General features: G+C 51.5%; 11 protein-coding genes and 4 tRNA genes. 4 read left to right on the top strand and 11 right to left on the bottom strand.

Features of this window, described 5'->3' with window-relative positions; translation table 11 throughout:
- The first annotated feature begins 9 nt into the window (after positions 1–9).
- Positions 10–960, top strand: a complete 951-nt coding sequence (locus WKR14_RS09460) for an IS30 family transposase (protein ID WP_001107060.1) — start codon at positions 10–12, stop codon at positions 958–960.
- Positions 961–1008: 48 nt separating this feature from the next.
- Here WKR14_RS09460 and WKR14_RS09455 read toward each other — a convergent pair whose 3' ends face one another.
- From WKR14_RS09455 to WKR14_RS09440, 4 genes are all read right to left on the bottom strand, one after another.
- Positions 1009–1746, bottom strand: a complete 738-nt coding sequence (locus WKR14_RS09455; RefSeq protein WP_339087669.1) for a hypothetical protein — start codon at positions 1744–1746, stop codon at positions 1009–1011.
- 108 nt (positions 1747–1854) lie between these two features.
- Positions 1855–2085, bottom strand: coding sequence for a hypothetical protein (locus WKR14_RS09450; RefSeq protein ID WP_146226036.1), 231 nt, complete (start codon positions 2083–2085; stop codon positions 1855–1857).
- Positions 2086–2183: 98 nt separating this feature from the next.
- Positions 2184–2465 (bottom strand): hypothetical protein, encoded by a 282-nt coding sequence (locus WKR14_RS09445; protein ID WP_339087668.1) that lies wholly within the window; start codon positions 2463–2465, stop codon positions 2184–2186.
- An 81-nt stretch (positions 2466–2546) separates the two neighbouring features.
- On the bottom strand, positions 2547–3989 hold the full coding sequence (locus WKR14_RS09440; protein ID WP_339087667.1) for a DUF2971 domain-containing protein: 1443 nt from the start codon (positions 3987–3989) through the stop codon (positions 2547–2549).
- A 1005-nt stretch (positions 3990–4994) separates the two neighbouring features.
- On the opposite strand from WKR14_RS09440, the gene WKR14_RS09435 reads away from it, so the two are divergent.
- Positions 4995–5957, top strand: a complete 963-nt coding sequence (locus WKR14_RS09435; RefSeq protein ID WP_339087666.1) for an integron integrase — start codon at positions 4995–4997, stop codon at positions 5955–5957.
- A gap of 399 nt (positions 5958–6356) precedes the next feature.
- Here the strand turns inward: WKR14_RS09435 and WKR14_RS09430 are convergent, their stop codons facing one another.
- The gene (locus WKR14_RS09430; protein WP_339087665.1) at positions 6357–9581 is read right to left on the bottom strand and encodes a S41 family peptidase; all 3225 of its coding nucleotides are present in this window, start codon (positions 9579–9581) and stop codon (positions 6357–6359) included.
- 330 nt (positions 9582–9911) lie between these two features.
- Between WKR14_RS09430 and WKR14_RS09425 the strand changes: the two genes are divergently transcribed.
- Positions 9912–10694: a phosphatase PAP2 family protein gene (locus WKR14_RS09425; protein ID WP_339087664.1), complete on the top strand. Its 783-nt coding sequence runs from the start codon at positions 9912–9914 to the stop codon at positions 10692–10694.
- Between the two features lie 70 nt (positions 10695–10764).
- Here the strand turns inward: WKR14_RS09425 and WKR14_RS09420 are convergent, their stop codons facing one another.
- Positions 10765–14193: a PAS domain-containing hybrid sensor histidine kinase/response regulator gene (locus WKR14_RS09420; RefSeq protein WP_339087663.1), complete on the bottom strand. Its 3429-nt coding sequence runs from the start codon at positions 14191–14193 to the stop codon at positions 10765–10767.
- Between the two features lie 327 nt (positions 14194–14520).
- On the opposite strand from WKR14_RS09420, the gene acs reads away from it, so the two are divergent.
- On the top strand, positions 14521–16473 hold the full coding sequence (gene acs, locus WKR14_RS09415; RefSeq protein ID WP_248952548.1) for an acetate--CoA ligase: 1953 nt from the start codon (positions 14521–14523) through the stop codon (positions 16471–16473).
- A gap of 442 nt (positions 16474–16915) precedes the next feature.
- Here acs and WKR14_RS09410 read toward each other — a convergent pair whose 3' ends face one another.
- From WKR14_RS09410 to WKR14_RS09390, 5 genes are all read right to left on the bottom strand, one after another.
- A complete protein-coding gene (locus WKR14_RS09410; protein ID WP_339087662.1) occupies positions 16916–18085 on the bottom strand; it encodes a DcaP family trimeric outer membrane transporter in 1170 nt (389 codons plus the stop codon).
- 219 nt (positions 18086–18304) lie between these two features.
- Positions 18305–18380: transfer RNA gene (locus WKR14_RS09405), tRNA-Lys, on the bottom strand.
- 19 nt (positions 18381–18399) lie between these two features.
- Positions 18400–18475 (bottom strand) — tRNA-Lys (locus WKR14_RS09400).
- Positions 18476–18503: 28 nt separating this feature from the next.
- Positions 18504–18579, bottom strand: a tRNA-Lys gene (locus tag WKR14_RS09395).
- Positions 18580–18615: 36 nt separating this feature from the next.
- Positions 18616–18691 (bottom strand) — tRNA-Lys (locus WKR14_RS09390).
- Positions 18692–18703 lie beyond the last annotated feature (12 nt).

Here is an 18703-nt window from a genome sequence, read left to right as displayed (position 1 = left end):
GTAGTTACCATGAATTACAAGCAGTTGATCGAGGGACAACGATACCAGATTGAGGCCTATTTACGCGAGGGTTTCAGTTATCGGGAGATAGGAAAACGTCTGAAAGTCAGCCACAGCACAATCAGCCGGGAAGTAAATCGCAATCGAATTCGGGATAACCATTACTTGCCGGAAGTCGCTCAGGCGAAGGCACTAAAACGCCGTTGTCAGTCCGCGAAGTCTAGAATATCTGGACTGACCATCACCTTTGTTGAGTTCGGTCTCAATGAGAAATGGAGTCCGGAACAAATAGCCGGTGTCGGTAAAATCATCGGATATAACGTCAGTCACGAGTGGATTTATGGCTATGTCCAGCGTGATAAATTATGCGGCGGCAAGTTGTACAAACAGCTCCGCCAGAGTCACCGAAGATACCGTAAAGGTAACCGTGCGAAGCGTGTGATTATCCCGAATCGCGTAGGCATAGAGCATCGTCCCGCTATCGTGAACAAGAAAAAGCGGTTCGGAGACTGGGAAGCTGACACGGTTCTGGGCAAGCAAGGTACGGGCGCGATTGTCAGCCTGGTTGAGCGAAAAAGTAAGCTGTACCTGATACGCAAAGTGCCAGCGAAAAGCGCAGCCGATGTAGCCCGGGCCATGGTTGGTATGCTGTGGAAATATCGAGGTTATGTTCGAACTATCACTGCGGACAACGGCAGCGAGTTCTGTGACCACGAACAGGTCGCAGAAAAGCTTAAAACGGATGTCTACTTCGCTAACCCTTATTCGTCCTGGGAACGCGGACTGAATGAAAACTTCAACGGTTTGCTGCGGCAATACATACGGAAAGGCACCGATTTGCGGACGGTAACAGATAAGCAAATTAGTGAGATTGAACGGGCATTAAATGCCAGACCGAGAAAGTGCCTCGGCTTCAGGCAACCTGTTGCGGTATTCAATGAATTACGCAAGGCAGCCTAATTTAGCGAGTGGTGCACTTCGGAGTTGAATTCGCGGGCACTTAACGCCTCAATCAGCCGACGCGTTAGCGGTCGGTTGTATTGACTTGTTAGCTTTCAAAAATACGGCATCGAAACTGCCGCCATTAGAAATTTGTTCCAGGTTTTTGTAAAGGCTATCAGCTTGTATTAATGGTATAACCGCCATTCTGGCAGCTTGATAGTGCTCTATGATATTACCAGAAAAGAAGTCCTTTCCTGTTACTAAATTACGGACGTCGTTAACTCGCTCTTTTGACAAGTCGATGTTTTCTGGCAAAAAAGGCTCTCTATGATCTAACGTGAGTGCCAGACCTTCATCAAACCATACAGGAATTTCTTTAATAAAACGCCAAAAACCAACACGTTGCTGGATTTCTGCGTGCAACCATTCATGAGCCATGACGTCCACATTTTGGCCTTTAGGGCCAACGATAATACATGATCGCCAAGGCATTCGATGCATGGTGGCCGTTTCATTGGCTCCCAAAATGTTTGTCGTGGCAGAGTCTGATGTAAACAATATTTTTGGTGTTGATTCAGGCCTCCCGTAGACTCCACTAATCCTCTTTGATGCGGAAGAGACAATCTGTGACAAATCTTCGATGCGCTCTGATGGTATATCGCTTCCAATGTGGAACTGATTGTTTATTTCTCGAAAATCTAGTATATGAGAAAATTCACAAGCTATTGCATATCTTTGAAAAAATATTCCAACAGCAATAACTAGCAATAGCGCACTTGAAATTCCGATAGCGACTTTATTCACCGAGCTCTCCATGAAAGCTAACGCAAAGCACACGGGCGGAAAAACGCGTTAGCGTTTGACGTCCCAGTGGCCGCAGGCCACGAGTGATGCGCCTTGTTATATAACATGCTAGTTTTTACCACCGACAAATTTGCCAATGACAACCAATATTGCCCCAACAACTAATGCCGGTAACCTAAATTTGGCCCAATCAAATGAGCTTTCATCAGTAGGCGCAATTTTTAAGTAAGAATCATTAGATGACGATTGAAACGCATCAACAGGCAAGAAATCTATCGCGAAGCCTGCAACTCCAAATAAGAGAACTAAACAACCAACGATGATCAGGGCTTTTCTCACTTGAATCTGCCTCTTGTTATATAACGCCCGCCACACAGGCGAGCAACTTGTTGCGAGTCCAACGCCGTAGGCGCGCTGTGCTGGCGTTTGTTATGTGTTTAATTTTCTGGGTCTATTGTGATGGCGATATTTGATGGAATACTTAAGGAAATTTTATATTTAGACCTTTCCCATTCGGTTGGCTCGCAGTCTTCAGGCTGAGAAATCTCAACCAAAACAGGAAACTTTTGATTTCGCAAAGAAACGATGTTTCTATTAGCCTCACCTAGCTCACCCCAAAAAGCGACAGCGCTACCCAAGGAGGTTTTGCATTTCAACCAATTGACCTCTTTTTCGGCTGAAAAACCATCCTCGATAATTTCAGTCAGTGTTAATTCCATCTTTCACACCGATACACATAACGCCTTGCTCACCGGAAAATTAGGAGCGCAGTGAGTAATTTTTCCGAGTGCAGCAACTTGTTACACCTCTTTTTTGAAGCTGAGTAGAGACATTTCAGAATATGTTATACACTTTTCTTCCGGCGAGTAATGCGCTTGGTAAAACTTAAAATCATCTCTATCTGTTTCTCTACATTTTTTCTCAATTATTTTTATTACTTTCAATTTATCTTCTGTTGTCGTTTTAATCCCAAAAATAATGCCTTTAAGAGATGAGAATTCATAATTTAATGATCTATCTTTTGGATCAGAAAAACTATCTAATGAGCTCGCAAGGATCAAACGATGTTCGTTTTCATATGACCAATCTTTTGATTTAACTGTTACATCTCTATAAAAATTTTCCCAGTAATTTTCACGCCAACTATCTTCAGATTTAATCATGTCATCTGCACATTCACTCAAGGCACCATTTAACGAGTACCACATAGAATTCAGCTTAGGGGTAGGAAGTCGACCAAGCATACGAAAGAAATCTATTTGACCATAACCTTGAATGTAATTTATCGGATAAAACATTCTGTTGCTAAATCCATAAGTAGGACCAGATGTAGAGCTGTAACCATTTCTTCCTTTTAGTTTTAGAAAGAATTTTTCATTAATTACATCAGCATTAAAGATCAAGCAAGCACCAGAATGATTATCACCATAATGCCCCCATACTGAAGAACTCTTACACTCAGACATAAAACATGCGGTATACCAATCAGGGAAAACCAACTTTTCAATTTGAGAGATATATTCTTTAGGGAACTCAATAATTACTAGATTTCTATTCTTTTTGTCACTATCGATATTTCCATTAAATCGATATATAAGATCCATCTGTAGATTACTATGATGATGTGCTGAAAACATAGCGTTTGCTATTTTTTCATCACCACCGCTCTCAAGTAAGCTTTTCTCAAGAATACCTATAAAGTCTTGGCTTAATAGGTCGCTAATTGGTTTATCTGCTTCAGAGTTTCTATTGTCTCGCTCAGGAATAAGTCCACTTCTTTCATATTCTGAATAAATGACTTCAAGCGCATAACTATGGATATTTCGAAGATAGAAAAACAATTCATCTCTTCTTACAGGTGTTGTTCGCTTAGAAATTGATTCGATAAGCTTAATTAGGCTTTCATTATCAAAGAATTTTTTTGTAATGTTTACGAATAACTCTTGATACATTGGCGTAGGAAAATCTTCCTCACCAGAAAAAATCGGCATGTGGGCTGTAGTTATGGGGTACTCTTCACCTGAAATTATTAACAAAGAACAAAGCCTCTCAAGGCATAATAGATAATGTCGGAACAAATTTCTCCATACTATGAAGTCACCTCTCCAATACATATCTCGAAAGCCTTCCATAGGATCGTTTAATGATTCTGGCTCTGCAAAATAGATGCTTTGATTTTCTAATTCTTCGAACTCTCCAATCAAACTATTAATACGTCTGAACCTGTAAAATTCCTTCTTCATATAATAGAACTCAATTTATTGGGGGGTGTAACGCCGTGCTAAGGGGCCGTAGCAGCGTAGCTGCGGAGGTCCCAGTGAGCGCAGCGAACGAACTTGAGCGCCTTGTTATGGAAATCAAATCCCGCACAAGGCCCGAAAAATAGAGGAAAAATACTGGAGACCATACGCCCTGCACTTTCCCTGTTTCAAACCGCCCCATGCCAACAGGCACGCTACCGCCAACCCGGTAAACCCACCAAGGGCACTGGGATTAATATGACCAAGCGGACGCAGCCGCTGGATCAGAACCGAAGCCCGCAACGCCGAAACCTCCCAAAGCCCTCGACTACTGCCCAAGCCTTTGACCGCACCGAGAACACTGGCACACGTTACCGGCTACCGCCCTGCCAACGATGGCAACCATCAAAACCACAAGCCCGACGATTTACATAACGCTGCGAGCATGGGCGGCCACGAAGTGGACGTCCAATGCCTTGCCTTGTTGTGTGTGGCACGAACCTAATAGCCAATGTGCTGAACCTGATGTGGCAGCGGGCCAAAAGCGAACGAAAGGGAAAGACTTGAAGAATCACTGGCCCTTCCGGTGGTGCCACGTTGTTTATATTATTTAGGCAAAGCACTGTAGCTGGCTTTGCCGCTGAACAAAAGTATCAGAATTACGCTCTGACTGGCTAACGTAGTGCGATTTACCCCAAACCACTGATAGACACACAACAGCTGTATAGTGCGCATGCGCGTTTTAGTCATCGGAGGAGTGTAAACGCGCATCGCTATCTCTTTGTATTAGTTAAATATAATAGAGTTTAGCCCGAATATCCCTTGCAGCAAAACGCGCATGCGCGGTTTCCAAACCTATTATCTACCAAAATGGTTTTATATCTTTATGAATTTTAATTTGTTTTTTTGATGTTGCAGAAATAACGCGCAAAATTATCTCCAAATTTCTGGGCATTTTGTCAAAACCTCAATAATACTGTATAAAAAAACAGCACCCAGGTGCTCGCAATGACCAGTCCAAGTCCTTTTTTAACTTCTGTTCGGGAAACCATGCGGATGCGCGGTTACAGTGTTAAGACTGAGAAAGCCTATCTCTATTGGATCAAGGCTTTTATTCTATTTCACGATAAACGCCACCCAGAGACTATGGGAACGAACGAAGTTGGCCAGTTTTTGAGTTACATTGCCAACCAACGTAATGTGGCAATCAATACCCAAAAGATGGCGTTGAATGCATTAGTTTACTTATATCACAAGCACTTGCATCAAGAACTTGGCAACTTAGGTTTTCGTTACGCCAGTAAGCAACGACAACTCCCAACAGTATTGCACCCGGATGAAATCAAGCTCATCCTTCAGCAGTTGTGCGGGCGTGACAGGTTGATCATTGAATTACTCTATGGCAGTGGACTCAGAGTATCTGAATGCCTTAGGTTACGGATCCAGGATATTGATCTCGATCAATTGGCCTTAACCATACGGGACGGTAAAGGACGTAAAGACAGGCAGACGATATTAAGCCAACGCTGTGCATCTCAATTACCTGTGTTTATGGAACAAGCTCATACTTTACAGTCGCGTGATAACGAAAGAGGAATTGGCCCATCTTTACCCTACGCTCTGGAGCGTAAGTATCCCTCTGCATATAGACGTCCGGGATGGATGTTTGTTTTCCCCTCAACGGCCATTAGCCAACACCCTTACACACAGACTATGTGTAGACACCATTTACATCAAAGCGTCATTCGGAAAGCCCTCAGCGCCGCAGTAATCAAGTCAGGTATTGCGAAAAGGGTCACATGCCATACCTTCAGGCATTCCTTCGCTACTCATCTGTTGCAGGCTGGCCGAGACATCAGAAGCGTCCAAGAGCTGTTGGGGCACAATGATCTGAAAACAACCCAAATATACACACATGTGCTTGGCCAGCACTATGCCGGAACCGTAAGCCCTTTAGATCAACTGATTTGAAGCGCCAAGTTAATCATAGCTACTATCTTTATTCGATGAGCAAGCGTTCTACAAAAGCTGAGTAACCCTCATAGCTACCGCACGGGCGCAAAGGTTGTTCGTCCCTGAATTCCGCTGAAAACAGAAAAATGCAACAGCTTCCAGCTTAAGTAAAGGCTAAAGATAAGCAACTGAATTAGTTACACAATACCCAGTACTGTTTATTAAAACAATTAGTCATAGGTCAAGTTTTCGACAAAAGCCATAAAAGCCTGTCTTGGTTATTTTTTGCAAAATAATTGGCTGAGTTTTGATAGTTTCCTAATAGAAAGCGCCGCTTGCCTGTAAGACTAAGGCAAGCGGCGCAAGTTATTGGGCTAGTTTCCCCTGAGCTATTTCATCAGAGCGATTTAATCAAAGTCATTTCACCTGAGGCACCCGCACAGGATCGGCGGGCTGCGGCAGCTTCACCGGCGCGGCAGATTTCAGCTCATCCAAGGCAATGGCGACGGCCTTTTCCAGCTGAGGATCTATGCCTTTGGCTGTGTCTTTGGTCCACTGCTCAACTTCCACATCCGGTGCCACACCTTCGTTCTCTACCCGCCACTGGCCGTCGATACTGAAGAAACCGCTACGCGGCGCCGTGATATGGCCGCCATCCATCAGGGAAGGAACGCCCCAGATGCCAACCAGGCCACCCCAGGTGCGTTTACCCACCAGCTTGCCCACTTGGTAATAGCGGAACATATAAGGGAGCATATCGCCGCCCGAGCCGGAGACTTCGTTGATCAGCATCACCTTGGGCCCCCAGATACCACTGCCCGGGCTGGTCATGGGGTGATCGCCGGCCATCTGGTTATTGAAGTAGCCGTTACGCTCGCGGCGCAGCACATCTATGATGTACTCGGCAATGTAACCGCCGTGGTTGAAGCGCTCATCTATGATCACGCCCTGGCGCTGATTCTGGGCGAAGAAGTAGCGGTTGAAGTAGCTGAAACCGTTCTCGCCCGTGTCCGGAACCCAAACATAAGCCAGTTTGCCGCCGGAAGCTTCATCCACCCGTTTGCGGTTATCCTCGACCCAGGCGTTACGTCTCAATGCCTGTTCGCTGGCCGTTGGCACCACAGTCACCTCAAAGGCTTTTTTGTCGCTGCCATCCGGGCTGATGCTGAGACGGGTCTGTTTGCCGAGAGTCCCCTGGAAGGCCTGATAGAAGTTGGCCGTGTTATCCAGCGGCTTGCCGTTGACTGCCAGCAGATACTGGCCCGCCTTAACCTGGGGATAGAGAGCCAGCGGCGCACTGCCTTGGTCCGCCGGATACCAGTTTTCGCCGCGATAGATGCGGCTGAAACGGTAACCCTTGTCGGTCGCCTCAACATCGGCGCCGAGCAGACCGGTGCGGTTGTCGGCAATTTCCGGCAGATCGCCATCATTGGTAAAGGAGTGGCCCACAGAGGTTTCGGCGCCCATGTTATCGAGCAGATAGGTCATGTCAGCGCCGTGGCGCACATAGGCGACCAGTGGCTGGAACTCCTTGTATACCGCATCCCAATCGGCACCATGCAGATTACTGACATAGAAGTAATCGCGCTGGAAGCGCCAGGCTTCGCGGAAGATTTGCTTCCATTCGGCCTTGGGAACGATACGGGCCGTCAGCTTGACGTTGAGCGTCTTGGCATCGTCCCCCATGGGCGCGGCGCCGGCAAATTGCTGCCAGTTGTCGCCGATTTTCACCAGCAGGCTCTCGCCGTCGTGGCTCAGATGATACTCATCGACATCACCGGCCAGGGTATCGGCCTTACGTTCCTCAGTGCTGTACTTGCGAAGCTCTGTGGTTTCATCCAAGTCCTGCATATAGAACAGCTCACCTGGCTTACCGGCGCTCAGGCTGTGGATTTTACCGCTTTCACCCAGAGGCAGCACCCGCTGCGCTATACCGTTGAGATCGATTCGCACCGCAGGTGGCGCATCTGAGCCTTTGGCTTCCTCTTCAGTACCGCTGCCCTCTTCCTCATCGCTCTTTGGCAGCATGGGCGCCTCGGTGCGGGTATTGAGCAGCATGGTATAGAGGCCGTAAGTCGGGGTGAAGGCAACCGAGGTCATATCCAACCAGGCGGCGTGAGGGCCATAGTCGGTACTGGCGGCAAAATAGAGCTTGTCGCCGGCGCTGTCCCACACTGGGTAACGCACATCGGCCATGCCCTGGGTAATTCTGTTACTCTGATTATTGCGGGTATCGAACAGGTAGAGGCTGCGGAAGAAGCTGTCATCCTGCTTGCTGTAGGCCAGATAACGGCTGTCAGGCGACCAGCTGGGGGCCATTTCCCAGTCGGGGTTCACTACCGGCTGGCTGTCGATAACCTGCGCCTTGCCCTTGGACAAGTCTGCCAGCCAGAGTTGCTGGCGCTGATCGCTGAACACCAGCTGTTTATCATCGGGCGACCAGATAAGCCCGGTATAGAAGCCCTTTTCGGCCAGTTTGATCTCTTGCTGCGGCTTGCCGAGTTGATCGGCTATCACCAGCCGATATTCGCCGCTCTTGTCGGAGAACCAGGCCAGCTGTTTGCCGCCGTTGGACCAGGCGGCGCCCACTTCGCGGCTGTCTGAGCTTTCCGTAAGATTACGGGCATCGCCGTGCTCCACGGGCACAGTAAATACATCGCCGCGGGCCACAAACAAGGCGCGCTTACCGGTAGGCGAAATGGCCGCCGACTCTATCTGCTTTTCGACCTCTTCAAAGCGTGGCCGCACCCAGGGGAAATCGGCATGCAGGCTGATGGCCAGTGCCTCGCCCTTGTCGTTGGCATTGGTGTTAGCCAGCGATTTTTTCACCAGCTCACCGCGGTATTCGTATACCAGAGTGTCGTTATCCAGGGTAAAGCCTTTGACATCTGCATCCCGGTAATGAGTCACCTGTTCCGGCTCGCCACCCTTGACCGCTACCCGAAAGATATTGGTGACCTGAGAGCGGTTGGAGAGGAAATAGATATAGTCGCCGTGCCACTGGGGCTCGAGATCCTGGGTGTTGTCCCAGGGCAGATCTTTTTCCTCCAGGCTATCGAGCGAAATCAACCTGAGCGGCTGATTCTGGCCGCCGCGGTAGTTACGCCAACCCGGGTCCCAAAGACCGGCGCGGCGGTAAACCAGCTGCTTGCCATCGGCAGAGAAACTGCCGTCAAAGGCGCGGTTCATGGGTAAAGGCTTGGGATTGCCGCCCTCGATGGACAGGGTAAACAGCTGCTGCCAGCCTCTCGGGGCATTGGCCCTGCCGGAGCGCAGCAATACCGACTTGCTGTCCGGGCTCCAGCCCACCAGCTGATCCACATCCGGGTGGAAGGTCAGGCGTTTGGGCTCGCCACCGGCAATCGGCAGCAGGTAGATATCCTGATTGCCATCATAGTCGCCGGTAAAGGCCACCCACTTGCCGTCGGGCGACAGCTTGGGTTGCATCTCCTGCCCCTGAAAGCTGGTGAGGCGCACCGCCTCGCCGCCCTTGAGCGACACTTTCCAGATATCCTTGGCGTAGGCAAACACCAGAGTATCACCGCGAAGATCCGGCTCCCGCAGGAGTTTGGCCTCGGCAGCCAGCAAATTGGGGCTGCCGAGCGCAAGGGCCGTCAGCCAAAAGAGTTTATTGAGCTTCATTCCTGTTCCTTGTATTTGAATACCAGCAAACCTGTGGGGATCCCCCGCCAAAACCGCAACTTAACCAGCGCCATAGCAGAGCTACCCCTGTAACATAACCAGTGGTAAAAAAATACGCAAAAAAGGTTTTGTTTCAACTCATTGCAATACGCCATTCCGGGCGAATGAGACAAAAGTCCCCGGCCTTAAGCAGACCTTAATCTGAGCCGGCCAAAATAATGCCTATCCACCAGCCGGGCCATGAATTCAACGCCCACTTTTTCAGGCTTTTTATTTCGCAGATCTCAGCTGCGACTCTGTCTCAACTCGCACTATGCCACAGGAATCACAATGCCCATTGCAAGCCACCCGCTGAGTTTTCAACACTGGTTCAAACATCATCTGCTGTTGCCGTTATCGGTAGGGCTTGGCGTGCTTATCTTGCTGCACATCACTAATGCCGACCTGCTGCTGGCACAGTGGATGTTGGCATTTGAGGGCACCAACACGGCCTGGCCCTGGCGCCATGCCTTTGTTACAGACAAACTGTTGCACACAGGAGGACGGGATCTGGTGGTGCTGGCGGCAGTTGTGTTGCTGTCGACCCTGGTTTTAAGCAGTTTCAAAGCCTCAATGAAGCGCTGGCGCCGGCCCTTGCTGATGCTGTTTGTAAGCGCCCTGTCAACCGTGCTTTTGGTGCGTATCGGCAAGAGCATGACCAATGTTGCCTGCCCCTGGGATCTCAGTTTATTTGGTGGCCAGCAGCCTTATCTGCCCTTCCCCATAAGCCTGAGCGTTGACACTGAATTGGGCCAGTGTTTCCCCGGCGGCCACTCCAGCGGCGCCTTTGCCTGGGTGGGACTTTATTATCTGGCGTTGGTCTTGAAGCCGAAATGGCGCTTTAAGTTACTCGGCGCGGTATTGCTGATAGGCGCCGTGTTCAGTCTGTGTCAGGAGTTTCGCGGCGCCCACTTTTTATCCCACGATATCGCCAGCGCCCTTATCGGTTGGACCATGGCGACCTTGAGTTATGGCCTGGCTTATCGCCCCTGGCGAGTGGAAGGATACGCCGGGGTTCCGGCGCAAGCACAGACACCGATACAGACACAGGCACAGGCAGAAATAACCCCATAAAATACGGGGCCTGATTTATCGGCTATTAATCAGGCCCTGTTTCCATAGGCTATTTCACTGAGCCTTTGAATTACGCCTTCTTCACCAGGCTTGAGATCAAAGCCCTGAGCGCCGCCGGTTTAATCATCTTGGCCATATAGTGGTAACCGCGGCGCTCGACATCCTCCACCAGATCCTTGCGGGTGTTGGCGGTGATCAAAATGCCGGGCAGATGTTGTCCATACAGCGCCCTGAGCTCATCCATGGCATCGACGCCGTTTTGGCCCTTATCCAGATGATAATCCGCCAGCATGATATCCGGCGCCACCCCTTTGAGCCCCAGCTTGATCCTGGCATCACTCAGATCCCGGGCGCAGATCACCTCGCACTGCCAGCGGCTCAACAGGCTTTCGAGCCCGGCAAGAATAGCCTCTTCGTTGTCGATACACAGCACCTTGACCCCGGCGAGCGGCTGCAACACAGAAGAGATGGCCTTGGGTTGCGGCACGCTGACAGTGGCCCCAAGCGGCACCCGAATGGCAAATACAGAGCCCTTGCCCTGCACCGAAGATACACGGATATCATGCTCCAGAACTTTGCTTATTCTGTCGGCTATCGCCAGCCCAAGCCCCAGGCCGTTGACACTGTTGGAATGGGGGTTATCCAGGCGCTTGAACTCGTGAAATATCTCCCTAAGCTGCCCGGCTTCGATGCCGCAGCCGGTATCCAGCACTTGCACCTCAAGCTCACTGCCGCGGCGACGACAGCCCATCAGCACCCGTCCGCCCTTGGCATAGCGATAGGCGTTGGTGAGAAAGTTCTGCAGCACCCGCCGCAGCAGTGAAGGGTCTGAATTGACCGTCAGACTGCAGGGCATCATGGCAAAGCGGATCTGGCAGTCTTTGGCCATGGCCTCAAACTCCACCGCCAGGGCGTTGAGCACTTCGGAGATGGCAAAGTCGCGCCGTTTTACCTCCACCATGCCGGAATCCAGCTTGGAGATATCCAAAAGATCGGTCAGCAGTTCACCGGCGGTTTTCAGTGAGCTGTTGACATGGGAGAGGGTCAGCCGCCCTTCCCTGTCAAGCCCAGGATACTGACTCAAAGAGGCGGTAAACAGCCTGGCCGCATTGAGCGGCTGCATTAAGTCATGCCCTACCGCCGCCAGGAAACGGCTCTTGGAAGCGTTGGCCATCTCCTCCTGGGCCTTGGCTTCGAGCAGCTTGCTGTTGAGCAGCGCCAGCTCATAGGTGCGCTCCTTGACTCTGGCCTCCAGGGTCTCGTTAACCTGCTCCAGCGCCTGTTGCTGCTCACGATATTGGGTAATGTCGGTAAAGGTCATCACAAAGCCGCCGTCCGGCATGGGATTGCCCTGAATCTTGATCACCTTGCCATCGCGCCTGCGCCGCTCTGAGCTGTGGGCGGTGCCGTTACGCATATGCTGTACCCGGCGCTCGACATGCTCGTTCACATCCCCCGGGCCGCAGTAGCCGCGGGAGGCATTGAAACGTATCACCTCGCTGATGGGCATGCCCGGTTGCAGGAAATCCTCCGGATAGTTGTAAAGCTCTGCATAACGGTAGTTCCAGGCCACCAGGTTGAGATCTTTGTCCACCACGCTCATACCCTCGTAGGCGTGTTCTATGGCGGCGCGCAGCATGTCCTGACTGAGAATAATCTTCGATGAGGCCTCATCCACCAGGCTGAAGACTTCATCGAGGGCCAGATCCCGCCCCTGCAACACTGAGTCCATCACCAAAGAGGCGCTGGAAGCCCCCAGTACCCCGGCCAGCATGTGCTCGGTATGGGCAATAAGCTCGGGCGATGCGGTCTTGTGCCAGCTGTCGCTGCGCACCGCATCGGCAGAAAAACGCGAAAAACTCTCATAGGCCCGGGTCGGGCTGACAAAGCGGCTCGCCAGGATCAACAAGTCCTGCTGACTGATGGGGCCCGTCTTACGATTGCCTGTGTTTTTGAGTTCACCCGGGGTGACAAAGGCGCTGGCCTGAATACGCTCCACCAAGCCGGCGCGCAGCCAGATAGAGCCGCCGATATAGCCAATCAGGTTGGCGCCGAGTGCCAACAGGGTATCGTTGACATTGGGCTTCAGCGCCTTTAACAGTTCAAACTGACCTGCCAGCACGCCTTCCCAGACGCCCGAGCCCTTGAGCAGCAAAAAGCCCCACAGACCAAAGCCCGCCGCCATGCCGAGAAACACCCCGGCGCGATTGCCGTGTTTCCAGTAGAGCCCGCCCACCAAGGCCGGTGCCAACTGGGCAAAGGCGCCGAAAGACAGCATGCCCAGGTTGGACAGAGAATCGCTGCTGTCAAAGCTCAGGTAACTGAAGTACCCGAAAGCCAGGATCAGCGCGATGGAGAGACGTCTGGCATAGAGCAGTTGCTGGGAAAACTGGCTGAAGTTCTTGCGGCGGATCTGCCCGGTACGCAAGAGTACCGGCACCAGCCACTCGTTACTTATCATCACGCTGATGGTCACCACAGCCACTATCACCATGCCAGTGGCGGCCGAGAGGGTTCCCAGCAGCGCCACTATCGCCAGCCAAGGTGCGTCCAGCGCCAGCGGCAGATTGATCACATAGGTATCGGCAGAGACACTGTCGCCGAGCAGCACCTTGCCCGCCAGTGCCAGCGGCCCGACAAACAGGCCGAACAGGCCGATATAGAGAGGGAACAACCAGCGCGCCTTGGACAGAGTCTGCTCGCCTTCAGCCTCGACCACCATGACGTGAAACTGCCGCGGCATACAGAGAAAAGCCGCCATGCCGACTATCAGCTCGGGCATCAGCGCTTCAAGCCTTAGATTGGGATTGACTATTACCCCCTTGGCGCTGGCCTGGTTCCAGAGGTCGCCAAAGCCGCCGAACACCCCGAAGACCACTATGCCGCCCACCAACACAAAGGCGGCCAGTTTCACCAAGGATTCAAAGGCGATAGCCAGCATCATCCCCGGGTTATGCTCGGTGGCATCCAGTTTGCGGGTGCCGAAGAGGATGGCGAAGATGGCCAGCAGCACGGCAATGATAAGCGCGACTTTGGCGCCATCGAGCGGATCATCCGGGCTTTGGAACAGGCTTAGGCTGAATACCATGGCTTTCAGCTGCAACGCGATATAGGGCATGATGCCAAACAGGGCAATGAGTGTGATGATCACCGCCAGCGGCTGCGACTTGCCATAGCGGGCGGCGATAAAGTCGGCCACCGAGGTGATATTTTGCGCCTTGGACACCACCACCATTTTGCGCAACATGCCAAAGCCCAGGGTAAAGATGATGATGGGGCCGATAAAGATATGCAGATAGGACCAAAAGTCATTGGCCGACTGGCCAACCGTGCCGAGAAAGCTCCAGGAAGAGCAATATACCGCCAGGCTGAGGGCGTAGATCCATTTCTGTAACCTGCGGGTGACACCACTGAACCAACGCTCCGCGCCCCAGGCAAGCAGGAACAGCAAACAGACATAACAGACGGCGATCACCGCCACAAAAAGGGTCAAATTCATAGGGTTCTCTTTATTGTCGCCGTATCCGTCGGCAACTGTTGTTATCCCGGCTAGATTACACCAGCCAATGGCTTTGATGAACCGCTGCGGCGATTTGCATCTTATTCGGCGTCCATTGGGGGCAAAAAACCTTTATTGGATACCGATTTAAACCCGCTAAAACCTTAAAAAACAACGTCGGCTCAAGCACTTCAAGCTGTGCGTTTTAAACGCAATAACCGATTAATAAATAACATTTTTTCATCACTAGACCAATGTCTAATAGAGACAGCACAGCCAAGCAACCCATACTTTGGCTCACGTATGATAAAAACAAGGGGAAGCCCAATGAGTACTCAGTCTCTTTATAAAGTGCCCGCAGCGATTGCGGCCAATGCACTGGTAAATGATGAAAAATATAAGAAAATGTACCAGGAGTCCGTGGTTAACCCCGAAGGTTTCTGGCGTGAACATGGCAAGCGTATCGACTGGATCAAGCCCTATTCCAAGGTCAAGAAAACCTCATTTGACGATCACAACCTATCAATCAACTGGTTCTACGACGGCACGCTGAATGCCTCTGCCAACTGCCTCGACCGCCATCTGGAAAAACTTGGCGATCAGACCGCCATCATCTGGGAAGGCGATGATGCCAAAGATCAACGCACCCTGAGCTACAGCCAGTTGCACACAGAAGTGTGCAAATTTGCCAACGCCCTCAAGAGCCAGGGCGTGCGCCGCGGTGACGTGGTCACCATGTATATGCCTATGGTGCCGGAAGCTGCTATCGCCATGCTGGCCTGTGCCCGCATCGGCGCCGTACATTCCGTGGTATTCGGTGGCTTTTCCCCGGATTCCATCGCTTCACGCATCATAGATGGCCGCTCCAAGGTGATTTTGACTGCAGACGAAGGCCTGCGCGGCGGCCGGGCTATCCCGCTCAAGCGCAATATCGACGAGGCGCTCTCCCATGCGGATGTCAACACGGTTGAGAAGGTGATAGTGCTCAAACGCACCGGCAATGATATCAACTGGGTCGATGGCCGTGATGTCTGGTGGGAATCGCTGACCGAAACCGCTTCCGAGCATTGCGAAGTGGAAGAGATGGGCGCCGAAGATCCGCTATTCCTACTCTACACCTCAGGCTCCACCGGTAACCCCAAGGGAGTGCTGCACACCACAGGCGGCTACATGGTATATGCCTCCATGACCCACGAATATGTGTTCGATTACAAGCAAGGCGAAGTCTACTGGTGCACCGCCGATGTGGGCTGGATCACCGGCCACAGCTATATGATTTACGGCCCGCTGGCCAATGGCGCCACAGTGCTTATCCACGAAGGTGTGCCCAACTACCCAAGCCCTGCCCGCCTGGGCGAGATGATTGACCGCCATCAGGTAAACATACTCTACACGGCGCCTACGCTTATCCGAGCCCTGATGGCTGAAGGCAAGGAGCAGTTTGACCAGTTTGACGGCAGCTCGCTGCGGATCATGGGCTCTGTGGGCGAACCCATCAACCCTGAGGCCTGGCGTTGGTATCACGAGGTGATTGGTCATGAACATTGCCCGATTGTCGATACCTGGTGGCAAACCGAAACCGGCGGCATTCTAATCAGCCCGCTGCCCGGCGCCACGGATACCAAACCTGGCTCGGCCACCCGCCCCTTCTTCGGGGTGCAACCTGCGCTGGTCGACAACATGGGCAATATTCTGGACGGCACCACAGAGGGCAACCTGGTGATGCTGGATTCCTGGCCGGGGCAGATGCGCACAATTTACGGTGATCATGAGCGCTTTGCCCTGACCTACTTCAAAACCTTCCGCGGCATGTATTTTACCGGTGACGGTGCCCGCCGTGATGAAGATGGCTACTACTGGATCACGGGTCGGGTCGATGACGTGATTAACGTCTCCGGTCACCGTCTGGGTACCGCCGAGATTGAAAGTGCACTGGTGGCGCACGATCTGGTGGCCGAGGCCGCCGTTGTAGGTTATCCCCATGACATCAAGGGCCAGGGGATCTACGCCTATGTCACACTGACCAAGGGCATAGAAGCCACCGAAGAGCTAAGACAACAGCTGAGACAATGGGTGCGCAAAGAGATTGGCGCCCTGGCGACCCCGGATCTTATCCAGTTTGCCGGCGGCCTGCCCAAGACCCGCTCCGGCAAGATCATGCGCCGCTTCCTGCGCAAAATTGCGGCCAACGAGATTACCAACCTTGGAGATGCATCAACTCTGGCCGACCCAGCCGTGATTGATACTCTGATTGAGTCGCGGCTCAACCGTACAGAGTAAAAGCGTACTTCCTCCTCATTGCCCCTCCTGGAGGGGCATTTTTTTTACTTTCAGCTTAAATCCCCTGGAGCGGCTTAAACGGTTTACCTATGTAAGCTGCCCCTACATTTCAATTATCTCTCCTGTTGCCCCCGAAGCATTAACATGTGAAGAATGACTTTTCACATGTTATCAATGGCATGAATAGCGAATTAGTGTTTGGCAAGCTAGACGCAACAATCAGCAACTAAATCGGTCATAGCCCGTTTATGCCGTTGATGAACCTCTATGACCGGAATTTGTAATGAAGGAAAACCATGTCATTTATTACAGCCCCTAAACCTTTGAGGCAGATTTCGCCATTGCCTGGATATTTAGGTAGCTACCGAATAAAGCAAGCCACCCTGAGGTGGCTTGGCTAAGTGTATAAATAGGGAGTCACAGCTCCCGGTCGCAACAAGGGTTAGAGCACGTATTTGGCCGAGAAGGTGACCCGGTTAAGCTCACCATCTGTGCCATTTTCCCGCTCGTTCTTGGCATACATATACTCTACCCCAAAGGTCAGTGCCTTCACCGGCGAGTAAAGCAGGTTGATATAACCTGAATAGGATTCCTTGTTAGCCGTGCCTCCGGTCAGAGACACGTCGTTATCGGCGCTGAAAGCGGACAAGGTAAGGCTTGAACGCCACTGCTCGTTCCACCAATGACGATAAGACACAAAGCCTGAGTAGGATTCTATCGCCTGCAGATCGTTATTGTTGTCCAGTACCGCGCCATTGGCAAAGTTCAGCGCCACATAGCGGCCCAGGCCTTCGCCATAGGTGGCGGTGAAACGGATATCATCTCGGCCCACAGGGATGATCCCGGCCACGCTGGCGCCATAGCCGAGCTCAGTGCTGTCTATATCCTGATTAGCGATACGAGTCTCCAGTTCGAGCTGCCTCAGCATCCCCATCACAGAAAAACTGGCGCCACCTGAAGTTTTGAAGTTATAACGGGCGATAAGATCCGGCATCACCCCGTTGCCGCTAGTGATCCGGCTGCCGCCGCCATAGGGGGTAATGGTGGTTTCCGGGTTTTCGATGGCGATTTGAAAGCCACCATTGCTGTATCTCAACTGCGCCTGACGGGCAAAGGGCGTACCTTCGGTGGCGCCGACAAAGTCGAGGTTTTCCGGCAGTGCTCCCGGGTTCATAAAGGTGGTCCAGGTCTGGCCTATGGTCCAGTTGTCATAGCTGATAAAGGCGTGACGAATGCGCGGTGAATAGCTGTTGGATACCCGCTCATCACCATCAGTATGCGTCATGAAGTCCAGCTCGATAAAACCGGTGAGAGTATGGCCGTCGAGATCTGTTACCGTCTTGAAGTTAAAACGGGTTTCCCGAGCCTGGAAGTCGGTCACCTGATTGCCGTTGCCATCTACTCCATAGATGGCGCCGGGCACGTAAAACTGACGTGAGACGTTGTTGGAGTCGGGTGCACCATTGCTGTAATCACTGAACATGATATCGGCCTTGAGATAGCCGCCAAACTGCATGTCAGTCTTGTCCAATACCGATGCCTGAGCCGTCCCCAAACCGCCCAGTGCCAGAAGGGTTGCAGCGCACCCCCCTGTGAGTCTTGCTTGTTTCATCTTGGATTGTCTCCTTGTTGTTATGCCAATCCACCCGGCAAAACGCACAACAGCCGAGACAGATTGAGCTAGCAAGAAGCACTATCCGATGTTTAACAGAATTGAAACATTGGCAATAGGTCTATGAGACAAAAGTAGAAAAGCTATAGCTAAATTAGCTTGGTTATTTATGTTGTTTGGAGATATCAGACTTAATATTTCTGCAGAAGATATTCTGGATGGTGGGTCGTGAAGGATTCGAACCTTCGACCAATTGGTTAAAAGCCAACTGCTCTACCGACTGAGCTAACGACCCATACAGATGGAGCATTCAGTGGTGGGTCGTGAAGGATTCGAACCTTCGACCAATTGGTTAAAAGCCAACTGCTCTACCGACTGAGCTAACGACCCACTGAATGTTGTGGTCTATCTTTCCTGATGGTGGGTCGTGAAGGATTCGAACCTTCGACCAATTGGTTAAAAGCCAACTGCTCTACCGACTGAGCTAACGACCCGCAGGAAGATCTACCTTGTTGCAGCACGCTGAGAAATGGTGGGTCGTGAAGGATTCGAACCTTCGACCAATTGGTTAAAAGCCAACTGCTCTACCGACTGAGCTAACGACCCATTTGGGTGTCA

Origin of the sequence: Shewanella chilikensis, assembly GCF_037953065.1 — a bacterium.
Taxonomy (GTDB): Bacteria; Pseudomonadota; Gammaproteobacteria; order Enterobacterales; family Shewanellaceae; genus Shewanella; species Shewanella chilikensis.
This window is presented reverse-complemented; position numbering and strand designations above follow the sequence as displayed.